The organism is Nonomuraea sp. NPDC049028 (assembly GCF_043197735.1).
In the GTDB taxonomy this organism is placed as follows: domain Bacteria; phylum Actinomycetota; class Actinomycetes; order Streptosporangiales; family Streptosporangiaceae; genus Nonomuraea.
This window is the reverse complement of record NZ_JBICTR010000019.1, coordinates 102,322-123,644: the sequence shown is the minus strand read 5'-3', so window position 1 is coordinate 123,644 and position 21,323 is coordinate 102,322. Positions and strand designations below refer to the sequence as shown.

Sequence of the window (21,323 nt, the reverse complement as noted above, 5' to 3'; positions counted from 1 at the left end):
ATTTTCCGCGCCTTGGAGGTTTTGATGCGTGCAGGCGTCGTGGTCACCGCACACCCCGGTGTGGAGGAGCTCGCCGTACAGGCCGAGGAGTTGGGCCTGCACAGTTTCTGGCTCAACGACACCCCGATGGTCCACGGCGACCCCTTCGTCGCCCTGGGACTGTGTGCGAAGGCCACCAGCCGCATCAGGCTCGGCATCGGCGTGACCTCACCGGCGCTGCGCTCGGCCCCGGCCGCCGCGAGCGCGTTCGCCAGCCTCAACGCCCTGGCGCCAGGCCGGATCATCTGCGGCATCGGCACCGGAAACACCGCCCGGCGCACACTGGGCATGCGGCCGACCACTACAGCCATGATGGAGAACTTCACCGCCGCACTGCAGGACCTGTGCGCCGGAGGCACCATCGAGTATCGCGAAGGTGACCGAGTCCGCAACGTCCGGTTCCTGCACACCGGGGCGCACGCGAACACGGCCGACCCGATCGAGTTCGTCGTGGCCGCGCTAGGACCGAAGGCCGCCGCCGTCGCCGGCCGCCGCGGCACCGGCCTGATCTCCTTCGGCCTGCTGGACCCCACCGCCTGGCAAGCACTGCATGACACCCGCCGCCACGCCGCTCACGACACACCACACGGCTCCGGCTCCCGCGTGGACTCCTACCTGGTCACCGCGCTGCACATCCTCGAGGAGGACGAGGACCCCAGCGGCGACGCGGTCCGGGACGCAACCGGCCACCTCGTCCTGTCGCTGCTGGCCTTCGCCGCCGACACCGCCGCCGACGCACGCGCTTTCGCCGAGCAACTCGTCCCCGAGGAGCGCGAGGCGGTGCGGCGACTCCTCGACCGGCGCGGCACCACCGCCACCGCACCCGACCGGCACACCAAGCTCTACCCCAACTACCTCGGACGCATCGCACCGGAGGACCGGGACCTGATCCTGCCCTCACTGATGAACACCCTGGCCCTGGTCGGCACCCGCGACGACCTCCGCGCCCGCATCACCACCCTGGAACAGGCCGGCGTCGACGAACTGCTCATCCAGCCGGTCATCGACCCACCCATCGAGATGGCCCAGCTCGCGAAACTCCTCACCTGAGCGGACCCAACTGCCATGGGAGCTTCCAGCGGATCTTGTCACCGGTGTTCCGGTGAACATGATCGACCGGTCTGGGATCAGCCTGCCGGGACGGTCGTCACGCTCGGGTGTAGCGGTGTTTGGTGCCGGGCGGGAAGTACTCGGGGTCGCCCAGCTCACGTAGCCGGATGAACGGCGCCTGCTGGGCCATCGGTACATAGGCCGCGAACTCGCTGTTGAGCCGGAGCAGCTGTTCGAGGATCGACTCGCCCACCAGCCTCGCCGTCTCCTCCGATGGCTTCTCGCCGGGCATGAGCTCTACTGTCACCGTCAGGTGCCGGTCACGCCGGTCGTCCTCGACCGCCTCCATGACGAACTTCCCGGTCACCAGCGAGCTGACCGCCGGCTGCTGCAGCCCTACGGAGATGTTCTCCGGGTACACGTTCGCGCCGTAGTAGGACACGGTGAAGTGGCTGCGCCCGAACACGTAGACGAAGGGCCGGGACGGGCCGGTCGCCGAAGGCTCGAAGCCGTGGTGCCGTACGAAACGTGACATCCGTTCGAACGGCACGATTCCGCCCTCGTCGGCGATGTGATAGCGGATCAGGGGGATGCCATTGTCGCCCGAGAACACCAGCGTGCCCTCGTGCTCCTCGAAGAAGCGGACCTCCGGGTCGTACTGGACGAGCGTCGGCAGCCGCGACTCCCCGAACAGCTCCCTCGCGGCCCCGGGACGGCCGGCCAGGAACCGGCGGATCTCCACGGAAAGAGGCGTCTCGTTGCCCAGTACGCCCGCGTCGGCCGTGCCGTACAGGGAGGCGATACCGCGCACCGGGTCGGCGATGCCCGCCCTGTCCGCCACGAGCGTGCGCCACTCCTCGCTGAACACCTCCCCGGCCGTGACGAGCTTGACGTTCCACCTGGACCAGGGCAGTCCCGCGTCGATGACGTCCTTGAGGAAGGGCGGATAGCCGAGGAGTACGACCTGGTCGAAGTGCGGGGCCAGTTGCGGGAGTACGCGAAGGATCTCCCGCTTGTCGCTCCCGGGGGCGACCACAGTGATCGGGTAGCCGCGCTCGGCCAGGTGGCGGCAGCAGGCCACGGTGAACAGCCCGCCCACCCAGGTGCCGAGCGCGAAGCAGACGACGGCCAGCGTTCTGCGCTCCCGGGCCTCGAAGGAGTCCCGGAACACCTCCTCGAACCGCGCGGCGATCACCCGCTCGTCGGACACGGAACGCGGCCAGAACGACGGCGTACCCGTCGAACCGGACGAGACCGCGATCATGTCGCCGATCACGCCGTCGCGGCAGAGCCGGGGGAGTGGGTGGCGGTTGAGGTAGCCGTCCTTGGTGAGCAGCGGCAACCGCGCGAAGTCGGCCATGCTCGACACCTGGTCCGGACTGACACCCTGCTCGGCGAGGAACTCCCTATACGCGGGCACCGACGCGGACACCTGATGGAATAGCGCAAGCGGGTCCATTTCTCAGACGGTAGATCCTGTTTGCCGTTGACGCACGCGGTCATCCCGCCTGCCTCCAGGGAGCGCTTCGCTCGGCCGATCTCCAGGCACCTTCATCGCTGAGCAGCCGAGGTCAAGGGGATGGTTCGAGGTAGATCTTGCGTTCTTCGGGGGTCAGTTCGCGGATGGTGCGCTTGGCGGCGAGTGCCTGGACCTGGTGCATGGGGCCGCATACCGCGCAGCGCCAGATCCGTACCGTGGCGTCGTCGTAGGTCGAGAGTAGCCGCCACCCGTCCGGGCTGAACTTCACGGAGTTGACCGTAGTGCCGGAGCCGCTGAAGACCACTGGCTCGCGCCCCTCGGCCGGCATCCAGATCCGCACGGTGTTGTCATTGCCACTGCTGATGACCTGCTTCCCGTCCGGGCTGAAACCGACGCTCCACACCACGCCCTGATGGCCGCGCAGCACGATCGGGTCTCCGGTCCCGCCGGTGTTCCAGATGCGGATCGTGCCGTCGTTGCCCCCGCTGACCAGCCGCCGCCCGTCCGAGCTGAGGGCGAGGCACCACACCAGGCCTTGGTGGCCGCGCAGTATGACAGGTTGACCGGTCCCGTCGGCGTTCTGGATCAGGATCGTGCCGTCCACGCCTGCGCTCGCCACCCGCCGTCCGTCGGGGCTGAACCCGACATACCGGACCTGGCTCTGAGGGCTTTTCATGATGACCGGCGCTCCGGTCCCGTCAGTGTGCCAGACGCGCACAGTGCCGTCGTCACCTCCGCTGACCACCCGCGTGCCGTCCGTGCTGAAGGCGGCGTTCCACACGTTTCCACTGTGGCCGCGCAGCACGACAGCCTGGCCGGTCCCGTCGGCGTGCCAGATCCGTACCGTGCTGTCAGCACCTGTACTCGCCACTCGCCGCCCGTCCGGGCTGAAGGCGACCCCGAGGACGTCCGCCTTGTGGCCGCGCAGCACCAGCGCGTCACCGCTGCCGTCGATGTTCTGGACGCGGATCGTGCCGTCGATACCGGCACTGGCGACGCGTCGCCCGTCCGGGCTGAACGCGGCGTCGTACACGGCCCCGGTATGACCTCGCAGGATCATCGCGTCACCGGTGTACGCCACGTCCCACAGCCGCATCGTCCCGTCATCGCTCGCGCTCGCCACCGTACGCCCGTCTGGGCTGAACGACGCGTTCCACGTCGTACCACGATGGCCGCGCAGAATGAGCGGGTCGATGTTGCTGGCCATGTTCCAAATCCGGACCGTGCCGTCGTTGCCCACGCTGGCGATCCTCCGGCTGTCGCGGCTGACCGCCGCACCCTCCACCGTGCCGTCGTGCCCGCGTAGCACCGCTGGTGCATTCTGTCCGGTCACGTCCCACACCCGCACCGTGCCATCGGTACTGGCGCTGACCAGGTTCCGCCCGTCCGGGCTGTACTGCAGTCCTTCCACAGAATTCTCGTGGCCGCGCAGCACGACCGTTTTCGCCTTACCGGCGGGGTCCCAGATCCGGACGGTGCCGTCGCCGCCGCTGCTGGCCAGTCTCCGCCCGTCCGGGCTGAACACGACCTGCAGAGCCCGCCCATCGTGGCCGCGCAGCACCTTGGGAGCAGCGCCTCCCGCAGATGAACCGCCGGTCCACCTGCCGCCATCCGGTGCTTTCCAGATCCGCACCGTGCCGTCGTCCCCGGCACTTGCCAGGCGTTGCCCGTCGAGGTTGAACGAGACGCCCCACACCGGACCACGGTGGCCGCGCAGCACCAGCGGATCGCCACCGCCGGCCCAGTCAGACACGCTGACCGTTCCGTCGATGCCGCCTGTCGCCAGGTAGCGTCCGTCCGGGCTGAACACGGGGTTCCACGCCTCACCGGCATGGCTGTGCAGCACCACCGGATCTCCCGTGGGCAGCCCTCGTACGGACACCTGCCAGACCCGTACGGTGCCGTCTCCGCTGCCGGCGGCCAGATGCCGCCCGTCCGGGCTGAATGCGACGCCGCAGACCTTGCCCGCGGCGATGGGCACGATGAGCCGGATCCGCGAGTCGACGGTGGCCTGCCGGAGTACCGCCGTGGCCTCCTCCGTTGGGCTGACCGCGTATGCCCGCCGAGCCAGCAGCAGCCCGAGCTGCGGGTCAAGCTGGAGCTGGCCACGCGCGTCCGCCGCCAACTGGCGAGAGTACGCGAGATCTCGCTCCTCCTCCGCCCGGTTCGCGTTCCCCAGCGCCATCACGGCCAGCGCTCCGACCACGGTCGCCACCACCACCAGGCTGATCAGAGCCGCGCGCACACGACGGCCCGCCGCCGCCCGCTCCCGGCGCGCGCGTGCCCTGCTGGCCGCCAGGAACCCGTGTTCCAGGTCGTTGAGCCGGTCGAGCGCGCGGTCCTCCCAGGCCGCCAGTCGCGTTCCCCGGTACAGCAGCTCGTTCTCGCGCCCGTGCTGCTCCCACTCGGCGGCGGCGTCGGTGAGCCGCCGCTGGAGCCGGACGAGTTCCCGGTCTTCGGCGAGCCAGCCCCGCAGCCTCGGCCAGGAACGGATCACCGCCTCGTGAGCCACCTGGACGCTGTCCTCGTCGACGGTGAGCAGCCGCGCCGCCGTCAGCCGGGACAGCACGGCCGCCATCGCCGCCCCGTCCGGCCCCGCCAGCAGCTCCGCCGGCGGGACGCGCCTGCGCGTGTCCTCGGTTCCCTGCCCCAGCGCCGTCAGGCGGAGGAACGCGTTCCTGGCCAGATTTCGCTCACCGACGTCGAGCCCGTCGTAGATCTGCTCGGCGGTCTGCGCGATGGCGCCCTGGATGCCTCCTGCTTCCCGGTACCCCGCGAGCGTCAACGTGCCGCCTTTGCGGCGCTTCCACGTCTCCAGCAGGGCGTGGGAGATCAGTGGCAGCGCGCCGGGCTCGCCTCTCGCGTCGCTGAGGATGGTCTCGACGAGCGCCCGCTCGACCTTGAGCTCTGCCCGGAGCGCCGGGCCGATGATCACCTGTCGGAGGTCGTCGTCCTCCATGGGACCGATCAGCAGGTGCCGGTCGCGCAGCATGGCCACCAGCGGCGGGTGTTCAGCGCACCGGGCGTAGAAGTCCGCGCGGATTCCCAGGACGACGCGGGCTCGATCATTGGTCTCCTCCGCCGCGGCGAGCAGCGAGTCCAAAAAGAGGGATCTCTCCTTCTGGTCGTCGCAGAGGCTGAAGACCTCCTCGAACTGGTCGACGACGATCACGATGCGCACGCTCTTCGGCCTGCCCGCCAGTATCTGACCGATCGCCAGCCGGACGTTCGAAGGGGCGGCCACCAGGTCGGCGTACAGGGAGGGAGCGGAGGTTCCGCTGAGGTTGGCCAGGCCCACCGCGAGTTCGTCCAAGGGGTGCGCGCCTGGCGTGAGAAGGAGCGTCGGCCGGTGGAGGCCTTCCACCGCGGCGCTGTTCCGCAACGCCGGAAGCAGGCCAGCTCGAAGCAGGGAGGACTTGCCGCTTCCTGAGGCGCCGAACACCGCGAGCAGGGATGTGTCGCGTAATCGCGCGGAGAGTTCGTTCACCAGCTCGCGCCGGCCGAAGAACCGGTCCGCGTCGTCAGGATCGAAGGTGACCAGGCCGAGGTACGGCGCGTCCTGGTCCATCTGGTCCTCCGCACCGGCGTCGGTGTCGGCCAGCTCCGCGGCGACCTCTCGCCAGAGTTTCTCCCAGGTCTTGGTGTCGCCGCCGCAGGCCTCGACATAGGCCAAGGTGACCGCCAGCGTGGGAAAGATCCCCCCACCTGCTGCCTCGGACAGTGCGGTCACCGAGTAGTGCGCGCGCCTGGACAATTCGCGGTAGCTGGACCGAGGGGCCCCGGCGCGTAACTGCCTCAGCTCGTGTGCGAACCGCTGTAACGGGCCCGCGTCAGGGTCGAGCGGTCGTTCCGGTCGTCCCATGAACCCGCCCCCATGGCCGTACGATCGCCGGTTGTCGAACTGCGAAGTTCGGCGCTTGACAACCGGAATCGACTATAGCCATCGGGAGTTGATTACGCGATGAACCGCCCGTCCCGCCCCCGTGGAAGACGGGCGGCTCCAACGCGACTTACGCCCGGTAATGCCGGCGACAGCCTAGGGCTGGGCTGGATCCGGCCTTATAGGTCGTAGTGCAGGTCGGTCTTGCCATTGCTTGGGTTGTAGGTGCAGTAGTAGTCGATGCCGGTTTGCGAGTGCAGGTAGGACGCTCTGCTCAAGCAGTCGTAGCAGCTTTCGTAGTTCGGGGGCACCCACACGCTGTTCGGGTTGGCCTCTGTCCTGAGGTGGCATCGGTTTGGGGCGAGGATCGTGGAGGCCTCGCTGCTCGACGAGGTGCTCGCGGTCGAAGCGTACGACAGGCCGGGTACGGAGGCGATGACAGCGGTGGCGAACATGGCTGCCGTCACAAGGCCCAGACCGCTCGCGAGCTTCCTGCGGGACTGTCGTTCCATGTCGATTCCCTTCGTCGGGTGACTCGGTAAGCCGTATCCCCTGGTCTAGCCGTCTCGAAATTGTCCAGCGCGCGTACGGCGTGCTGGACAAACAACTCTTCGGAGGCGGGTCGGTGTTGGAACTTCTAACAGGTGAAACCCATTTCTTTGATATGCGTGTGAGTTAACGTGGGTTTAGGCTCTGGTTTCCGGATCGGCGCATGCCCGCTGTGGGAATGCCACAAAAGCCGCCAGGGCGCGTCACCTTCCTCAGGGAACCCCGCGTTGCTCCGTACCCAGTCCCGCAGAGCTCACGGGTCACTTCGCTCGTCGCGTACGCGGTCAATCGCCCGGTCGTACCAGTCCCGTCTCGTACGCGTACACGATCGCCTGCGCCCTGTCGCGCAGCCCCAGTTTCATCAGCACCCGCCCCACATGCGTCTTGACGGTCTGCTCCGCCACCACCAGCTTCTCCGCGATCTCCTGGTTGGACATCGCCTGCGCGACCAGGGCGAGCACCTCCGTCTCGCGCTCCGTCAGCTCCGCCAGCCGCCGGACCGTCGGCGCTCGGGGCGCGCCCAGCCGGGCGAACTCGTGGATCAGCCGCTTGGTGACCGCCGGGGCGATGAGGGCGTCGCCCGCCGCGACGACCCGCACCGCCTCGGCCAGCTGGACGGCCGAGGCGTCCTTGAGCAGGAACCCGCTCGCTCCCGCCCGCAGCGCCTCATAGACGTAGTCGTCGAGGTCGAAGGTGGTCAGGATGAGGACCTTCGGGCCGTCGCCCGACGACAGGAGCCGCCTGGTCGCCGTCAGCCCGTCCATGACCGGCATGCGTACGTCCATGAGCACCACATCGGGCCGCAGCTCGGCCGCCCGCCGCACCGCCTCCTCGCCGTTGGCCGCCTCGCCCACCACCTCGATGTCGGACTGCGCGCTCAGGAACACCGTGAACCCGGTGCGCACCATTCCCTGGTCGTCCGCGATCAGCACCCGGATCACGCCGTCTCCTCCGTCCCGGCGATCGGTAACGTCGCGGTCACCTGGAAACCGCCCCCTTCGATGGGTCCCGCCTGTAACGTGCCGCCGAGCAGCGCCGCCCTTTCCCGCATGCCCACCAGCCCCTGTCCGGTCCCTTCCGGGCCGCCCGCCGTGGCGCCGGCGCCGTTGGTGACGTGGAGCCGTAAGGCGTCGTCGTCGCATGCGACGACGACCGTGACCGTGGCGCCGGGCGCGTGGCGCATCGCGTTGCTCAGGGACTCCTGCACGATCCGGTACGCGGAAAGCCCGACGGTGGGCGGCAGCGCCCCGAGCGGCTGCTTCGGCAGCTCGACCCCCACGGTGAGCCCGGCGGCGCGGGCGTTGGACACGAGCTCGTCGAGCCGGTCGAGGCCGGGCTGCGGCGCGGTGTCGGTGCGGCCGTCCTGGTCGCGCAGCACACCGAGCACCTGGCGCAGCTCGGAGATGGCCTCCAGGGACAGGCTTCGGATCTCGGCCAGGCCCGCCTCCAGCAGGGCGGGATCGCCGGCCGCCTTGAGCGGCACGGCCTCGGCCTGGATGGCGATCACTGACATGTGGTGGGCGACCACGTCGTGCAGCTCCCGCGCGATCCTGGCCCGCTCTTCGAGCACGGCTTGGGCGCCTTCGGCGAGCCGCGAGCGCCGTTCCTCCTCGGCGAGCCTGGTCGTGGCGTTACGGCGTACGCGCACGTTGTAGCCGAACAGCAGGGAGACCGTCACCATGATCGTGACGAGGACCATCGAGTCGGGATGAACGATCCACGCGGTCAAGACGCTGATCACCCACACGGCGACGGTGATCCGACGGTCGCCGCGCACGGCAACCGAGTAGGTTACCAACAGGTACATCACCGCCAGCCCGACCGTGTAGGGCGGATAGCTGGTGCCGACTGTCTGCGTCACCCAGAACGCGAACGGCAGCTGGACCATGGCCACCCGCCAGGCGCCCAGCGGCCACCGATCGCGCAGCGCCACGGGCAGGGAGAGAGCAGCGGAGGCGAGAGAGAGAAGCGAGTCGTCGACTGGCGGCTTGGCGCCGTCGTTCCAGTTGACGAGCTGGGAGAACGTGGTGGCGAACAGGATATAGGCCACCAGGATGTCCGCCACCTGGACCAGGTCGACGTGGCCGGCCAGTGGCTGCCAGCGGGGCAGCCGGAAACGCAGCCAGCGCGATCGGGGCGGCGGCGGGTCCGCGTCGCCCTGGAACAGCGCCAGCGCGAAGGGCCGCACCACTGCCGAGAACACGCGATCACCCTACGGGGGCGTGGCCGGGCGGGCATCAACCCTGGGTCTTCATCCTCAGGTATGACTGGCTTACATGATTACGATCGCCGTGAGCGAACATCGGCAACCCTGGGAACAATCAGAGGCTCTAATGACTTGAGTCGGTATAACTCAACCCTTTGGAGTTCGTATGAGTGAGAGCTTGATCCTCCCGGTCCTGCCGCTGGACGACGAGGTCGTCCTGCCGGGCATGGTGGTTCCGCTGGACCTGTCCGACTCCGAGGTGCGGGCTGCCATAGACGCGGCTCAGGCATCCGGTGGTAACAAGCCGCGGGTCCTTCTCGTTCCCCGGATCGACGGCCGTTACGGCGCTGTCGGCGTGCAGGCCGTTGTCGAGCAGGTCGGGAGGCTGCCCGGTGGCGAGCCCGCCGCCGTGGTGCGCGGCGTCGACCGCGTGCGCGTTGGCACCGGCACGACCGGCCCCGGCGCCGCCCTTTGGGTGGAGGCCATCACGATCGACACCGTCGCCGCCGGTGAGCGCGCCCAGGAGCTGGCCAAGGAGTACAAGGCCCTGGCCACCACGATCCTGCAGAAGCGCGGCGCCTGGCAGGTGGTCGACCAGGTCAACCAGATCGACGACCCGTCGGTGCTGGCCGACAGCTCCGGCTACACGCCTTGGCTGACGACGGCTCAGAAGGTCGAGCTGCTTGAGGCCGCCGACCCGGCCGAGCGGCTGGCCCGGCTGGTCGAATGGTCGCGCGAGCACCTGGCCGAGCTCGATGTCGCCGAGACGATCCGCAAGGACGTCCAGGAGGGCATGGACAAGCAGCAGCGTGAGTTCCTGCTGCGCCAGCAGCTCGCCGCGGTCCGCAAGGAGCTCAAGGAGCTCAACGGCGACTCCACCGAGACCGAGGAAGAGGACTACCGGGCCCGCGTCGAGGCCGCCGACCTGCCGGAGAAGGTGCGCGAGGCCGCGCTCAAGGAGGTCGACAAGCTGGAGCGTACGTCCGACCAGTCTCCCGAGACCGGCTGGATCCGTACCTGGCTCGACACCGTTCTCGACCTGCCCTGGAACGAGCGGACCGAGGACAACTACGACATCACCGGCGCCCGTGCGGTGCTGGACGCCGACCACACCGGCCTCGCCGACGTGAAGGACCGCGTCATCGAGCACCTGGCCGTGCGCAAGCGCCGCCAGGACAAGGGCTTCGGCGTGGTGGGCGGCCGTCGCAGCGGCGCCGTACTCGCGCTCGCCGGGCCTCCCGGAGTGGGCAAGACCTCGCTGGGCGAGTCCGTCGCGCGGGCGATGGGCCGCAAGTTCGTCCGCGTCGCGCTCGGCGGCGTCCGTGACGAGGCGGAGATCCGCGGTCACCGGCGCACCTACGTCGGCGCGCTGCCCGGCCGCATCGTCCGCGCCATCCGCGAGGCCGGTTCGATGAACCCGGTCGTCCTGCTCGACGAGGTCGACAAGGTCGGCTCCGACTACCGTGGCGACCCGACGGCGGCCCTGCTCGAAGTGCTCGACCCGGCGCAGAACCACACGTTCCGCGACCACTACCTCGAGGTCGAGCTGGACCTGTCCGACGTGCTGTTCCTGGCGACGGCCAACGTCCTGGAGGCCATCCCCGGGCCGCTGCTCGACCGCATGGAGGTCGTCACGCTCGACGGCTATACCGAGGACGAGAAGGTGGCGATCGCCCGTGACCACCTGCTGCCCCGCCAGCTCGACCTCGCCGGCCTGACCGCCGACGAGGTGGGCGTCGAGGACGCGGCACTGCGCAGGCTGGCCGCCGAATACACCCGGGAGGCCGGCGTACGGTCCCTGGAGCGCTCGGTCGCCCGCATCCTGCGCAAGGTCGCGGCCAAGAACGAGCTGCCCGTCACGGTCGGCGAGGACGACCTGGTCGGCTACATCGGCCGCCCCAGGTTCGTGCCGGAGTCGTCGCTGCCGGAGGCCACCCAGCGCACCTCGGTGCCCGGCGTGGCGACCGGCCTGGCGGTCACCGGAGCGGGCGGCGACGTCCTCTACGTCGAGGCGTCGCTGGCCGAGCCGGAGACCGGCGAGACCGGGCTCACGCTCACCGGCCAGCTCGGCGACGTGATGAAGGAGTCGGCCCGGATCGCGCTCTCCTACCTGCGCTCGCACGGCGCGGAGCTGGAGCTGCCGGTCACCGCGTTCAAGGACCGCTCGGTCCACGTCCACTTCCCCGCGGGCGCCGTGCCCAAGGACGGCCCTTCGGCGGGCGTGACGCTGACGACCGCGCTGGCCTCGCTCCTGTCCGGTCGTACGGTACGCAGTGACGTGGCCATGACCGGTGAGATCTCCCTCACCGGCCGGGTGCTGCCGATCGGCGGCGTCAAGCAGAAGCTGCTGGCGGCGCACCGGGCGGGCATCACCACGGTCCTCATCCCGGCCCGCAACGAGCCGGACCTGGACGACGTGCCCGAGGAGGTGCGTAACGAGCTGACGATCCACCCGGTCAGCGACGTGCGCGAGGTCCTCGACATCGCCCTGACGCCGGCTCAGGTCGCCTCCACGGTCGCGGCCTGACCTGTCACCCATCTGCCCCGTCGTACTTCGGTACGGCGGGGCTTTTGGCTTTTTGGACGAATTATCCGTTCGTTTGACTGAATGATTCGTGCATGCTTTCCTGGGCCCATGCTGTACGGCACGCCCGCGCTGGAAGCCGCCGACAAGGCCGCGCTCGCGGAGATCGAGGACATGCGGCGCGAGCTGAAATATCGCCTGGCCGAGACGCATCGTTGGGACGGGCAGCTGCGCAGGCAGTTGCGGGCGCGGGCGATCCAGGGGTCCAACTCGATCGAGGGCTACCGGGCCAGCGTGGAGGACATCGAGTCGATCATGGCGGGGGAGGAGCCGCTGGAGACGTCGGCGTCGGTGACACGGGAGATCGCGGGTTACCAGCAGGCGCTGACCTATATCCAGGCGTTGTCGCGGGCGCCGGTCTTCCGATTCGACGTGGGCGTGCTCAACGCGCTCAACTTCATGATGATCGGCCACCATCGCAACAAGACACCAGGCGTGATCCGACCGGGTGGGATCTACATCCGGGATTCCGAGTCGGGCGAGGTGGTCTACGAAGGCCCCGACGCCGACCTTGTCCCGGGGGCGATGGACGACTTGGTCGCGTGGCTCAATGACGGTGACCAGGACTGCCCTAGTTATGTCCGGGCGGCCATGGCCCACTTCAACCTGGTCAAGATCCACCCCTGGCGTGACGGCAACGGCCGGATGTCCCGCGCGCTGCAGACGCTCGTCCTGGGCCGGGACCAGATCACGCTGCCGGAGTTCTCCTCCATCGAGGAGTGGCTCGGCCAGCAGCGCACCACCATCGACTACTACGACGTGCTCGGCCAGGTCGGCGGGCGGCGATGGAGCCCTCACGGGAGCACGTTGCCGTGGGTGCGCTTCTGCCTAAAGGCGCATCACATGCAGGCCCAGCGGGTCCTCCAGCGTCTCGGCGAGGCCGGGGAGATCTGGATGCTGCTGGAGGAGCAGGTCGACGGCGACGGTCTCAACAGCCGGAGCGTCTCCGCCCTCTACGAGGTGTTCGTCAACAGGCGTCTGCGCCGGAGTCGCTACCAGGCCGACGAAGGGCTCAGTCAGGGCCAGGCCGCCCGCGACCTGCGCGACCTTGCCGCCAAGGGCTGGCTCCAGCCGTACGGCGAGACCAAGGGCCGCTTCTACGCCCCCGGTCCGCGGATGGCCAGGATCAAGGCCGACTTCGCCGAACGCGTCACCCCGCTGCGCGACCCCTACCGCCGGATGACTGACGCGAACGCGTAGCGTGGCCGACCCATCACCCGCAGACCGCCGACCAATCGCGGGCCCCCGACCGACCGCAGACCCCCGACCGACCGCAGACCCCCGACCGACCGCAGACCCCCGACCGACCGCAGACCCCCGGCTAACCGAAGATCACGGTGTCCAGGCCGGATCCCGGCCGATGAGGCCCAGCAGGCGGTCGAACGCCGGGGCGTCGTTCGGTACCGCCACCGGCGGCCCGAAGACGCCGCGCTGCCTGCCCATCTCCACCATCCGGTCGGTGAAGTCCAGCGCCCGCGTGACGGCCTCGGGCTCCGGCTCGTACTCCTGACCGGTGGCCTTGGCCAGGTCCCAGCCGTGCACGACCAGGTCGATAAGGTACATGTGGGCCAGCGCGGTCATCGGCATACCCATGTCGGGGCTGGTTCCCTCCCACGCCTCGCGCCGTGACCAGGCGGCGAGCGTGCGTTCCGCTCGCTCGGGGAAGTCGCCCGCGTAGGGCCCCTGCTCCAGGCGCGGCCCCTTGCGCGCCAGCGACTCGAACATCTCCGCCACCCACTCCAGGTGGTTGATCAACTCTTTGACGTCGAACTTCGCGCATGGCGTCGGTGACCCGAACTGTTCCTCTCGCACCGCGGCCACCAATCCCGAGGCACGTTCGGTGGCACGCGTCATCAGCGGCATCATGTCGTCCATGGCAGCCATGGTGCCCCGCCCACCGCAGGCGCGGCTTGTAGAAACGCGACAGCGCGGCTGGGTCGACCCGTACGCGGGACTCAACGCCTTCAATTTCTCCCGCCAGGCGCCATTGCCCGAAATTTCGGCGTATGTGGAGCACTTCTGGGTCGTCACCTGGACCGACCTCCCCGAGCCGTACGAACAGCGCATCGTCTCCCATCCCACCGTGAACATGACCATCACCCGGGACTTCCACCGGATCGCGGGAGTGATCAGGGGCGGGTTCTCGTACACGATGCGGGGCAGCGGCCGGGTGCTCGGCACGCGCTTCCGCCCCGGCGGCTTCCGGCCGTTCCTCGGCGGCCCGGTTTCCGAGCTGACCAGCCGCTTCGTGGAGATCGGCGAGATGTTCGGTGCGGCGGGCACGACCTTGGTCGAGCGGGTCCTGGCAGAACCCGACCCCCGGGCCGCTATAGCGCTAATCGAGACGTTCCTGCTGAGTATGGGGCCGGAGCCGGATCCGCTGGCCGAGGAGGTCGCGGCGCTGGTGTCGATGGTGGAGGACGACGTGTCCATGACCAGGGTCGACGAGCTGGCCGCCAACTCGGGGCGGTCGGTGCGCTCGCTGCAGCGGTTGTTCCGGGACTATGTCGGTATCGGCCCCAAGTGGGTGATCCGCCGTTTCCGGCTGCACGAGGCCGCGGAACGCGTCTACCAGGGCCTCGATCTCGCCACACTGGCCACCGAACTCGGCTACACCGACCAGGCGCACCTGACCCGAGACTTCACCGCCGCGGTCGGTATGCCACCCGCGGCCTACGCCCGGCTCAGAGGCTATACACCTGATCCTCACGTCCGCCAAGAGTCCTCTCCCCTGACCGGGAGGTAGAGGCGCGCGGTTGGTCTAGTCGGGCGGTTGGTCTGAGCGGGCGGTGGAGGCGGGCGGCTGGTCTTATCGGGAGGTAGAGGCGTGCAGCTGGTCGAGTAGTTCGGCGGCGACGGCCAGGATGCGGCACTCCGCCGGGGTGAGCCGCTGGGCCATCGCCTTGGCCAGCCACACGTCCGTGGTGCCGGCCTGCTCGGTGAGGATCGCGGTGCCGCGTTCGGTGAGGACGATCTGGTGCCGGCGGCGGTCGTCCTCGTCGCGGGAGCGGCGGATCAGGCCCTGTTCGTCCAGCGCGGCCAGGACGCGGGTGACGGACTGCGGTTGCAGGTGTTCGGCCGATGCCAGCTCTCCGGCGGTCATGGCGCCGCGCCGGTGCAGGTGGCCGAGCAGCGAGAGGGCCAGGGCGCCGAGGCCGTGTGCGGGGCGCTCCTCGCGCAGGCGCCGCGCCAGGCCGACGGCTGCGCGGCGGAGTGACACGGCCGTGGCTCGTAGTTCCGCATCGTCCATGATTATTACGTTAGCACTTACTAAATGTCCGTCTGTACTTGGTGTTCACGTGGTATTTACTACGCAATGCGTATAGATAGTGCTAGGCTCCCGCGTCGGGAGGTGTCGACGTGGGGATCGAGACGCGACGTATGATCGCCGCCGCGCTGGGGCTCGGCGGGCCGGTCGCGTGGGGTGTCGCCGCCGGACATCCCGACCTGGGCGCGCTGGCCGCCATCGGCGCCCTCGCCGTGAGCGGGGTTTCCCTGAGCGGAGGCCGGGCGGTGGTGACCCTGAGCGGAGGCCGGGCGGTGGTGAGCGGAGTCTCCGTGGGCGGAGGCTTGGCGGGCATGACACGCGCCGACGGCGTCGCCGCACCCACCAGGGGCGCCTCTTTGGCTGAGGGGCTGGTGCGCGGAGGTTACGCACTGGTGGCCACGACCGGGGCGGGGCTCGTCGGTGTCATCGCTGGCGGGCACGGCTGGATCACGGCGGTGACCGTCGTGCTCGTCGCGGCCGTGGTGGCGGTGGTGGGCGGGATGAGCCGTCCCATGGCCGAGCACACGACGCGCTTCATCGTCTTCATGGTCATCACGACCGGCCTGGGCGCCCAGGGCGCCGCTCCCGTCGCCGCCGCCGTACTGCTCGCCGAAGGGGCGATCTGGGGCCTACTGGTCACGGCCCTCGTCACGGCACTGCCCACCGCGCCAGCCACCGCACCGCCCACCGCGGTGGGCGCCCGAACACGACGACCACCCCAAAGGGAGCGCACATCCACGAGCAGAGCGCTTCTGAAGCGCTGGTGGCGGACGCTCGGGACCGTGCGCGGCTGGCAGTACGCCATCCGCCTGACCACCTGCCTGGCCGCCGCCGAGGTCATCGGCCTGGTGTGGCCGCAGCCGAACGCCTCCTGGATCGCCGTCACCGTCGTGATCGTGGTCAGGCGACAGCTGGACGGCGCGCTGCGGCGGGCGATCGAGCGGGCCGCGGGCACCGCCGCCGGAGTGCTGGCCGGGTCCGCCGTGCTGCTGTGGGTGCCGCCGTCGTGGCTGTTCGTGCTGCTCGTCTCAGTACTGGCCGCGGTCCGCCCGGTGCTCAAGGATCGCCAGTACACCCTGTACGCGACCGTCATGACGCCGCTCGTCCTGCTGCTCATGGAGGGCGGCGGAAGAGTGGCCCCCGCCACGATCGGGTACCGGCTGGCGGACACGGCCATAGGCTGCGTGCTGGCTCTGGGGATCGGCTATCTACCCTGGACAGTACGCCGGGAGAGGAGCGTACGTGCCATCGTGGACTGACCATGCGATCTGGTGGCAGGTCTACCCGCTCGGCTTCACCGGAGCGCCGGCCACCGCCCAGGAGGGTGTGCGGCACCGGCTGCGCCACCTGGAGGCGTGGCTGGACTATGTCGTTGAGCTCGGCTGCTCGGGGCTGCAGCTCGGGCCGATCTTCGCCGCCGAGACCCACGGCTACGACACCGTCGATCACTTCAGGATCGACCCGCGCCTCGGTGACGACGCCGACTTCGACTCCCTCGTCGCCGAGGCGCGGCGGCGCGGGCTCCGGATCATCCTCGACGGCGTGTTCAACCACGTCGGCCGGTCGTTCCAGGCGGACGAGCGATGGTTCAGGAGGGGGCCCGACGGCTACGAGGTATTCGAAGGGCACCCGGGGCTTATCGCGCTCGACCACACCGAACCGGCCGTGCGAGACCACGTCGCCGCCGTACTGAACCACTGGCTCGACCGCGGCGCGGCGGGCTGGCGGCTCGACGCGGCCTATGCCGTTCCGGCGTCGTTCTGGCGGGAGGTGCTGCCCGAGGTGCGGGCGCGGCACCCGGAGGCGTGGTTCGGCGGCGAGGTGATCCACGGCGACTATGCCGGATATGTCGCCGAGTCGGGGCTCGACTCCGTCACCCAGTACGAGCTGTGGAAGGCCATCTGGAGCTCCCTGAACGACCGGAACCTCTTCGAGCTGGCCTGGGCCCTCGACCGCCACGACGGATTGCTGGACAGCTTCGTCCCCCTCACCTTCGTCGGGAACCACGACGTCACCAGGCTCGCCACCCGCCTCGAGAATCCCCTCCACCTCGGCCACGCCCTGGCCGTGCTCTTCACCGTCGGCGGCCTGCCGAGCGTCTACTACGGCGACGAGCAGGCGTTCCAGGGACTGAAGGAGGAGCGGGCGGGTGGTGACGACGCGATCAGGCCGGAGTTCCCGGCGGAGCCCGGCGGCCTCGCCCCGGACGGGATCGAGGTCTACCGGTTGCACCAGCGGCTCATCGGCCTGCGCAGGCGCCACCCGTGGCTGGTCAGAGCCCGTACCACCGCCGAGCACCTGACCAACACGGCCGTGGCCCTTCGCTCCCGCCCGCGCGACGGCGGCGGCGACGGGACGGAGATCGTCACGCTGCTGAACCTCGGCGACCAGCCGCACCACTTCCCGCTCGGCCGGGCCGACCCGGCCGAGCCGCGGCACGGCGTGATCGATCCGGCCGTCGTCCCGGCGCACAGCTGGAGTGTCGTGACGCAGGTCACCGAGGAAGTAGGGAATAGCGGGAAGCAGTCAGGCCGTTAACAATGGCGTGAACGAGGCATACGTGACAGACCAGAGCGCCCGCAGCGGCGCCGGATGTTGCTGTATGGGGCGAATGTCCGCTATGGGCTGCCAGGTCCGCTAACCAGCCGTCCCTCCTCGAAGGTCACCCATGCTTACTCCCAGTTTCGTGCTGCGCAGGTTGAGCCACCTGCCCTTCCACCCCGGCACCCGTTAGACCGCCCGCCCGCGGGCCCTCCAACGATGTTGATGTCGATTTCAGCGGCGTGCTGCCGCTCTTAGTGGTGGGGATTTTTCGTGATTCAGGCGTCCGGCCTGCGCAAGGTGTACGGGAACACCGTCGCTCTCGACGGCGTCGACATACACGTACGCGAAGGTGAGATCTACGGCGTGCTCGGTCAGAGCGGCGCGGGCAAGAGCACCCTCCTGCGCTGCGTCAACCTGCTCGAACGCCCCACAGCGGGCACCGTCACCGTCGCCGGACAGGACCTGACCGCGCTGCGCAGCGGCGAGCTCAACCGCGCCAGGCAGCGCATCGGCATGATCCACCAGCACTTCGCGCTGCTCTCCTCGCGCACGGTCGCCGGGAACGTCGCCTTCCCGCTGGAGGTCATGGGCGTGCCCAGGGCCGAGCGGGAACGCCGCGTCGCCGAACTCCTCGACCTGGTCGGCCTCGGCGGCCGGGGCGGCGACCGCCCGAACCAGCTCTCGGGCGGGCAGAAGCAGCGCGTCGGCATCGCCAGGGCACTCGCGGGCAACCCGTCGGTCCTGCTGTCGGACGAGGCCACGTCGGCGCTCGACCCGGCCACCACGCAGTCGATCCTGGCCCTGCTCAAGCGGCTCAACACCGAGCTGGGCCTGACGATCCTGCTGATCACCCACGAGATGAACGTCGTCAAGAGCATCTGCGACTCGGTCGCCATCATGTCGGACGGCCGCGTCGAGGAATCGGGCACGATCGCCGACCTGATCAGGACGCCGGGATCGCGACTGACGCGCGAGATCTTCCCGCTGCCCGAACCGGCGCCCGCGGGCTCGGTCACGCTCACCTTCACCGGCGACCCGCGACAGGCGGTGGTGTCGGAGGTGGTGCGCAAGTTCGACGTGGACGTGAACATCCTGGGCGGCTCGATCGAGGACCTCGCGGGTGGCGCCGTCGGCCGCCTGCGGGTGTCCTTCTCGGGGGGCGAGGAGGCCGGCGCGCTGGACTTCCTGCGCTCGCGGGGGGTGCTGGTGTCGTGATGAAAACCAACATTCTTCTTGTACGGCACAGCACGGTGGGCCCCACCCGCCGTCCGGGGCGGGCGTCTGTCCAGGGACACGCTCCTCCGGTGGAGGTGGCTGAGCGCCGTGACGTGCGCCTTCTTGGCCCCGGTCCGTGGTTTTCCGGGAAAGGCCCCGATCCCTGGCTTTCGGAGGAGGACCCGGTTCGTGGGTCTTCGGGGGAGGACCCGGTCCGTGAGTTTTCGGGGGAGGAGTCGGCATGACCTGGGATGAGATGGGGCCGTTGCTCTGGGAGGCGGCCGGGCAGACCGCGCAGATGGTCGGCTGGTCGACCCTCTTCACGGTGCTGTTCGGGCTGCCGCTGGGCGTGGCGCTCGTGGTGTTCGATCGCGGGGGGCTGCGGCCGGTGCCGGCGTTGAAGTCGGTGCTGGGCGTCGTGGTGAATGTGGGGCGGTCGCTGCCGTTCATCGTGCTGATGATCGCCATCATTCCCTTCACCCGGCTCGTCGTGGGCACCACCATCGGCACCGCGGCCGTGGTCGTGCCGCTCACCGTGGGGGCGGTGCCGTTCTTCGCCAGGCTGGTGGAGACGGCGCTGCGCGAGGTGGGCGCCGACGTGGTGCAGGCGGCTCAAGCGATGGGCGCCGGTCGTACCACGATCGTGCGCAAGGTGCTGCTGCCCGAGGCGCTGCCCGGCCTCGTCGCGGCGGTGACCGTCACCGTCGTCGCGCTCATCGGCTACTCCGCCATGGCCGGGACCATCGGCGGGGGCGGGCTGGGGGACCTCGCCGTCAGGTACGGGTACCAGCGGTTCGAGACCCTGCTCATGATCGTCACTGTCGTGCTGCTCGTCGTACTGGTGCAGCTGATCCAGAGCCTGGGCGACCTGGTCGCCCGCCGGCTATCGCATAAGTAAGGAAAAAAATAATGAAATTTCGGACCATTGTGGGCTCTATTGCCCTTGCCCTGTTGCTCGCCGCATGCGGAACGTCGCAGGGAGCGACGAGCAAGACCGCCGAGTCGGCCGACACCGTGCTGAAGGTGGGCGCCAGCCCGGTCCCGCACGCCGAGATCCTGAACTTCGTCAAGCAGAACCTGGCTCCGGCGGCCGGGCTGAAGCTGGACATCGTGGAGTTCACGGACTACGTGCAGCCGAACGTACAGCTCAGTGAGGGCCAGCTGGACGCGAACTTCTTCCAGCACAAGCCCTACCTGGACGACTTCAACGCCTCCAAGGGCACCAAGCTGAGCTTCGTGGCGCCGGTGCACCTTGAGCCGCTGGGGCTGTACTCCAAGAAGGTGACCGCCTTGGCCGCCCTGCCGCAGGGCGCCACCGTGGCCGTGCCCAACGACGCCACGAACCTGGGCCGCGCCCTCAAGCTGCTCGCCGACAACGGCGTGGTCAAGCTCAAGGACGGCGCCGGCACCGCGGCGACCGAGCGTGACGTGACCGACAACCCGAAGAAGCTGGTGTTCAAGCCGCTGGAGGCCGCGCAGCTGCCCCGCTCGCTCGACGACGTCGACGCCGCGGTCATCAACGGCAACTACGCCATCGAGGCCGGACTCAAGCCCGCTTCGCAAGCCCTGGTGCTGGAGAAGGCCGAGGGGAACCCGTACGTCAATGGGCTGGTTGTGGCCGCTGGGCATGAAAAGGACGCGAATATCGTGACCTTGGGCAAGCTCCTTCAGGACCCGAAGGTCAAGGAATTCATCAAGCAGAAGTACGCCGGTTCCGTGATCGCTGCCGGATAATAACCGATAAATCCGGAAGATCGGGAAAATCCTCTTATCCCGTCACCTGTGGTGTTAAGTCGGTTGAAAGTGCGTGGCAATCGGTCAGACGTACGAAGGCTGGGTCAGCAATACCTCTCCCGAGGAGGCCCTCGTGCGATTCGTTTCGCGAATCCTGATCGGCGTCGCAGCCACCACCGTGGTGGCCATCGGCGCACCGGCAGCGGCCACTGCCACCACCGTCACCACCGCCACTCCAGCCACGACCTCGTCGAGCTTCTACGACGCGAGCTGGGGACCCTACTTCTCCAGCGATCACAAGGCCAAGGCGGAAGGCCACGTGAGCGTGGACAAGAAGCGGTTCAAGTTCTGGCACTGGAAGACGTTCTTCGTCAAGACGAAGGTGTGCACCTTCGACAAGAAGACGCACAAGAAGCACTGCGAGTTCGTCGTCAAGAAGATCAAGAAGCGCGTGTGGGAGTGGCGGTTCAGCTACTTCTTCACCGTCGACAGCACTCTCACCAACTACAAGTGGTGGGGCCACAACAAGTGCGCGTGGGAGACCTTCAAGGTCGTCGGCAGCGACGGTCACGCGTCGTTCAAGTCCTTCTCCACGTGCGGCAGGCACCCCGCGGAGTTCTCCTTCTCGGGTAAGGACGCCGCCCACATCTTTGTGGACGTGAGCAGGGGCAACCGGCACGGACCGACAGGGTTCCACTCCGGGTGGCAGGACGTGTATCACGCCGCCTGAGCAGAACGCGGAGCCGCGATCTCGACGCTGAGATCGCGGCTCCG

17 protein-coding genes are annotated in these 21,323 nt (G+C 68.9%); 10 read left to right on the top strand and 7 right to left on the bottom strand.

What is annotated here, in order from left to right; all coding sequences use genetic code 11:
* Positions 1-24 precede the first annotated feature (24 nt).
* Positions 25-1,089, top strand: coding sequence for an LLM class flavin-dependent oxidoreductase (locus ACGFJ2_RS53405; RefSeq protein WP_393482069.1), 1,065 nt, complete (start codon positions 25-27; stop codon positions 1,087-1,089).
* A gap of 97 nt (positions 1,090-1,186) precedes the next feature.
* On the opposite strand, the gene ACGFJ2_RS53400 is transcribed toward ACGFJ2_RS53405, so the two are convergent.
* The 5 genes from ACGFJ2_RS53400 to ACGFJ2_RS53380 form a co-directional block, all read right to left on the bottom strand.
* Entirely contained in the window at positions 1,187-2,548 is a 1,362-nt protein-coding gene (locus ACGFJ2_RS53400) for a phenylacetate--CoA ligase family protein (RefSeq protein ID WP_393482066.1), read from the bottom strand.
* A 112-nt stretch (positions 2,549-2,660) separates the two neighbouring features.
* Positions 2,661-6,323, bottom strand: a complete 3,663-nt coding sequence (locus tag ACGFJ2_RS53395; RefSeq protein WP_393482063.1) for a hypothetical protein — start codon at positions 6,321-6,323, stop codon at positions 2,661-2,663.
* A gap of 305 nt (positions 6,324-6,628) precedes the next feature.
* The gene (locus ACGFJ2_RS53390; RefSeq protein ID WP_358197426.1) at positions 6,629-6,961 is read right to left on the bottom strand and encodes a hypothetical protein; all 333 of its coding nucleotides are present in this window, start codon (positions 6,959-6,961) and stop codon (positions 6,629-6,631) included.
* A 321-nt stretch (positions 6,962-7,282) separates the two neighbouring features.
* The gene (locus tag ACGFJ2_RS53385) at positions 7,283-7,939 is read right to left on the bottom strand and encodes a response regulator transcription factor (RefSeq protein WP_357946251.1); all 657 of its coding nucleotides are present in this window, start codon (positions 7,937-7,939) and stop codon (positions 7,283-7,285) included.
* Entirely contained in the window at positions 7,936-9,201 is a 1,266-nt protein-coding gene (locus tag ACGFJ2_RS53380) for a sensor histidine kinase (RefSeq protein WP_393482059.1), read from the bottom strand. The genes ACGFJ2_RS53385 and ACGFJ2_RS53380 overlap by 4 nt, the downstream gene beginning before the upstream one ends.
* 169 nt (positions 9,202-9,370) lie before the next feature.
* Here ACGFJ2_RS53380 and lon point away from each other — a divergent pair, with 169 nt between their 5' ends.
* Positions 9,371-11,731 (top strand): endopeptidase La, encoded by a 2,361-nt coding sequence (lon, locus tag ACGFJ2_RS53375; RefSeq protein ID WP_357946256.1) that lies wholly within the window; start codon positions 9,371-9,373, stop codon positions 11,729-11,731.
* A 108-nt stretch (positions 11,732-11,839) separates the two neighbouring features.
* Positions 11,840-12,988, top strand: a complete 1,149-nt coding sequence (locus ACGFJ2_RS53370; RefSeq protein ID WP_393482056.1) for a Fic family protein — start codon at positions 11,840-11,842, stop codon at positions 12,986-12,988.
* Between the two features lie 132 nt (positions 12,989-13,120).
* On the opposite strand, the gene ACGFJ2_RS53365 is transcribed toward ACGFJ2_RS53370, so the two are convergent.
* Entirely contained in the window at positions 13,121-13,663 is a 543-nt protein-coding gene (locus ACGFJ2_RS53365) for a TIGR03086 family metal-binding protein (RefSeq protein ID WP_393482054.1), read from the bottom strand.
* On the opposite strand from ACGFJ2_RS53365, the gene ACGFJ2_RS53360 reads away from it, so the two are divergent.
* On the top strand, positions 13,662-14,534 hold the full coding sequence (locus ACGFJ2_RS53360; protein WP_393482051.1) for a DUF6597 domain-containing transcriptional factor: 873 nt from the start codon (positions 13,662-13,664) through the stop codon (positions 14,532-14,534). The two genes, ACGFJ2_RS53365 and ACGFJ2_RS53360, sit on opposite strands and share 2 nt — an antisense overlap.
* A gap of 63 nt (positions 14,535-14,597) precedes the next feature.
* Here the strand turns inward: ACGFJ2_RS53360 and ACGFJ2_RS53355 are convergent, their stop codons facing one another.
* A complete protein-coding gene (locus ACGFJ2_RS53355; RefSeq protein WP_393482048.1) occupies positions 14,598-15,038 on the bottom strand; it encodes a MarR family transcriptional regulator in 441 nt (146 codons plus the stop codon).
* Between the two features lie 110 nt (positions 15,039-15,148).
* Between ACGFJ2_RS53355 and ACGFJ2_RS53350 the strand changes: the two genes are divergently transcribed.
* From ACGFJ2_RS53350 to ACGFJ2_RS53325, 6 genes are all read left to right on the top strand, one after another.
* Positions 15,149-16,315 (top strand): FUSC family protein, encoded by a 1,167-nt coding sequence (locus tag ACGFJ2_RS53350; RefSeq protein WP_393482046.1) that lies wholly within the window; start codon positions 15,149-15,151, stop codon positions 16,313-16,315.
* Positions 16,299-17,594, top strand: a complete 1,296-nt coding sequence (locus tag ACGFJ2_RS53345) for an alpha-amylase family glycosyl hydrolase (RefSeq protein WP_393482043.1) — start codon at positions 16,299-16,301, stop codon at positions 17,592-17,594. The genes ACGFJ2_RS53350 and ACGFJ2_RS53345 overlap by 17 nt, the downstream gene beginning before the upstream one ends.
* A 276-nt stretch (positions 17,595-17,870) precedes the next feature.
* Positions 17,871-18,815 (top strand): ATP-binding cassette domain-containing protein, encoded by a 945-nt coding sequence (locus ACGFJ2_RS53340; protein ID WP_357946275.1) that lies wholly within the window; start codon positions 17,871-17,873, stop codon positions 18,813-18,815.
* Positions 18,816-19,056: 241 nt separating this feature from the next.
* Positions 19,057-19,713: a methionine ABC transporter permease gene (locus ACGFJ2_RS53335; protein ID WP_358197364.1), complete on the top strand. Its 657-nt coding sequence runs from the start codon at positions 19,057-19,059 to the stop codon at positions 19,711-19,713.
* 11 nt (positions 19,714-19,724) lie between these two features.
* A complete protein-coding gene (locus ACGFJ2_RS53330) occupies positions 19,725-20,549 on the top strand; it encodes a MetQ/NlpA family ABC transporter substrate-binding protein (RefSeq protein WP_393482038.1) in 825 nt (274 codons plus the stop codon).
* Positions 20,550-20,682: 133 nt separating this feature from the next.
* The gene (locus ACGFJ2_RS53325; RefSeq protein ID WP_393482035.1) at positions 20,683-21,279 is read left to right on the top strand and encodes a hypothetical protein; all 597 of its coding nucleotides are present in this window, start codon (positions 20,683-20,685) and stop codon (positions 21,277-21,279) included.
* Positions 21,280-21,323 lie beyond the last annotated feature (44 nt).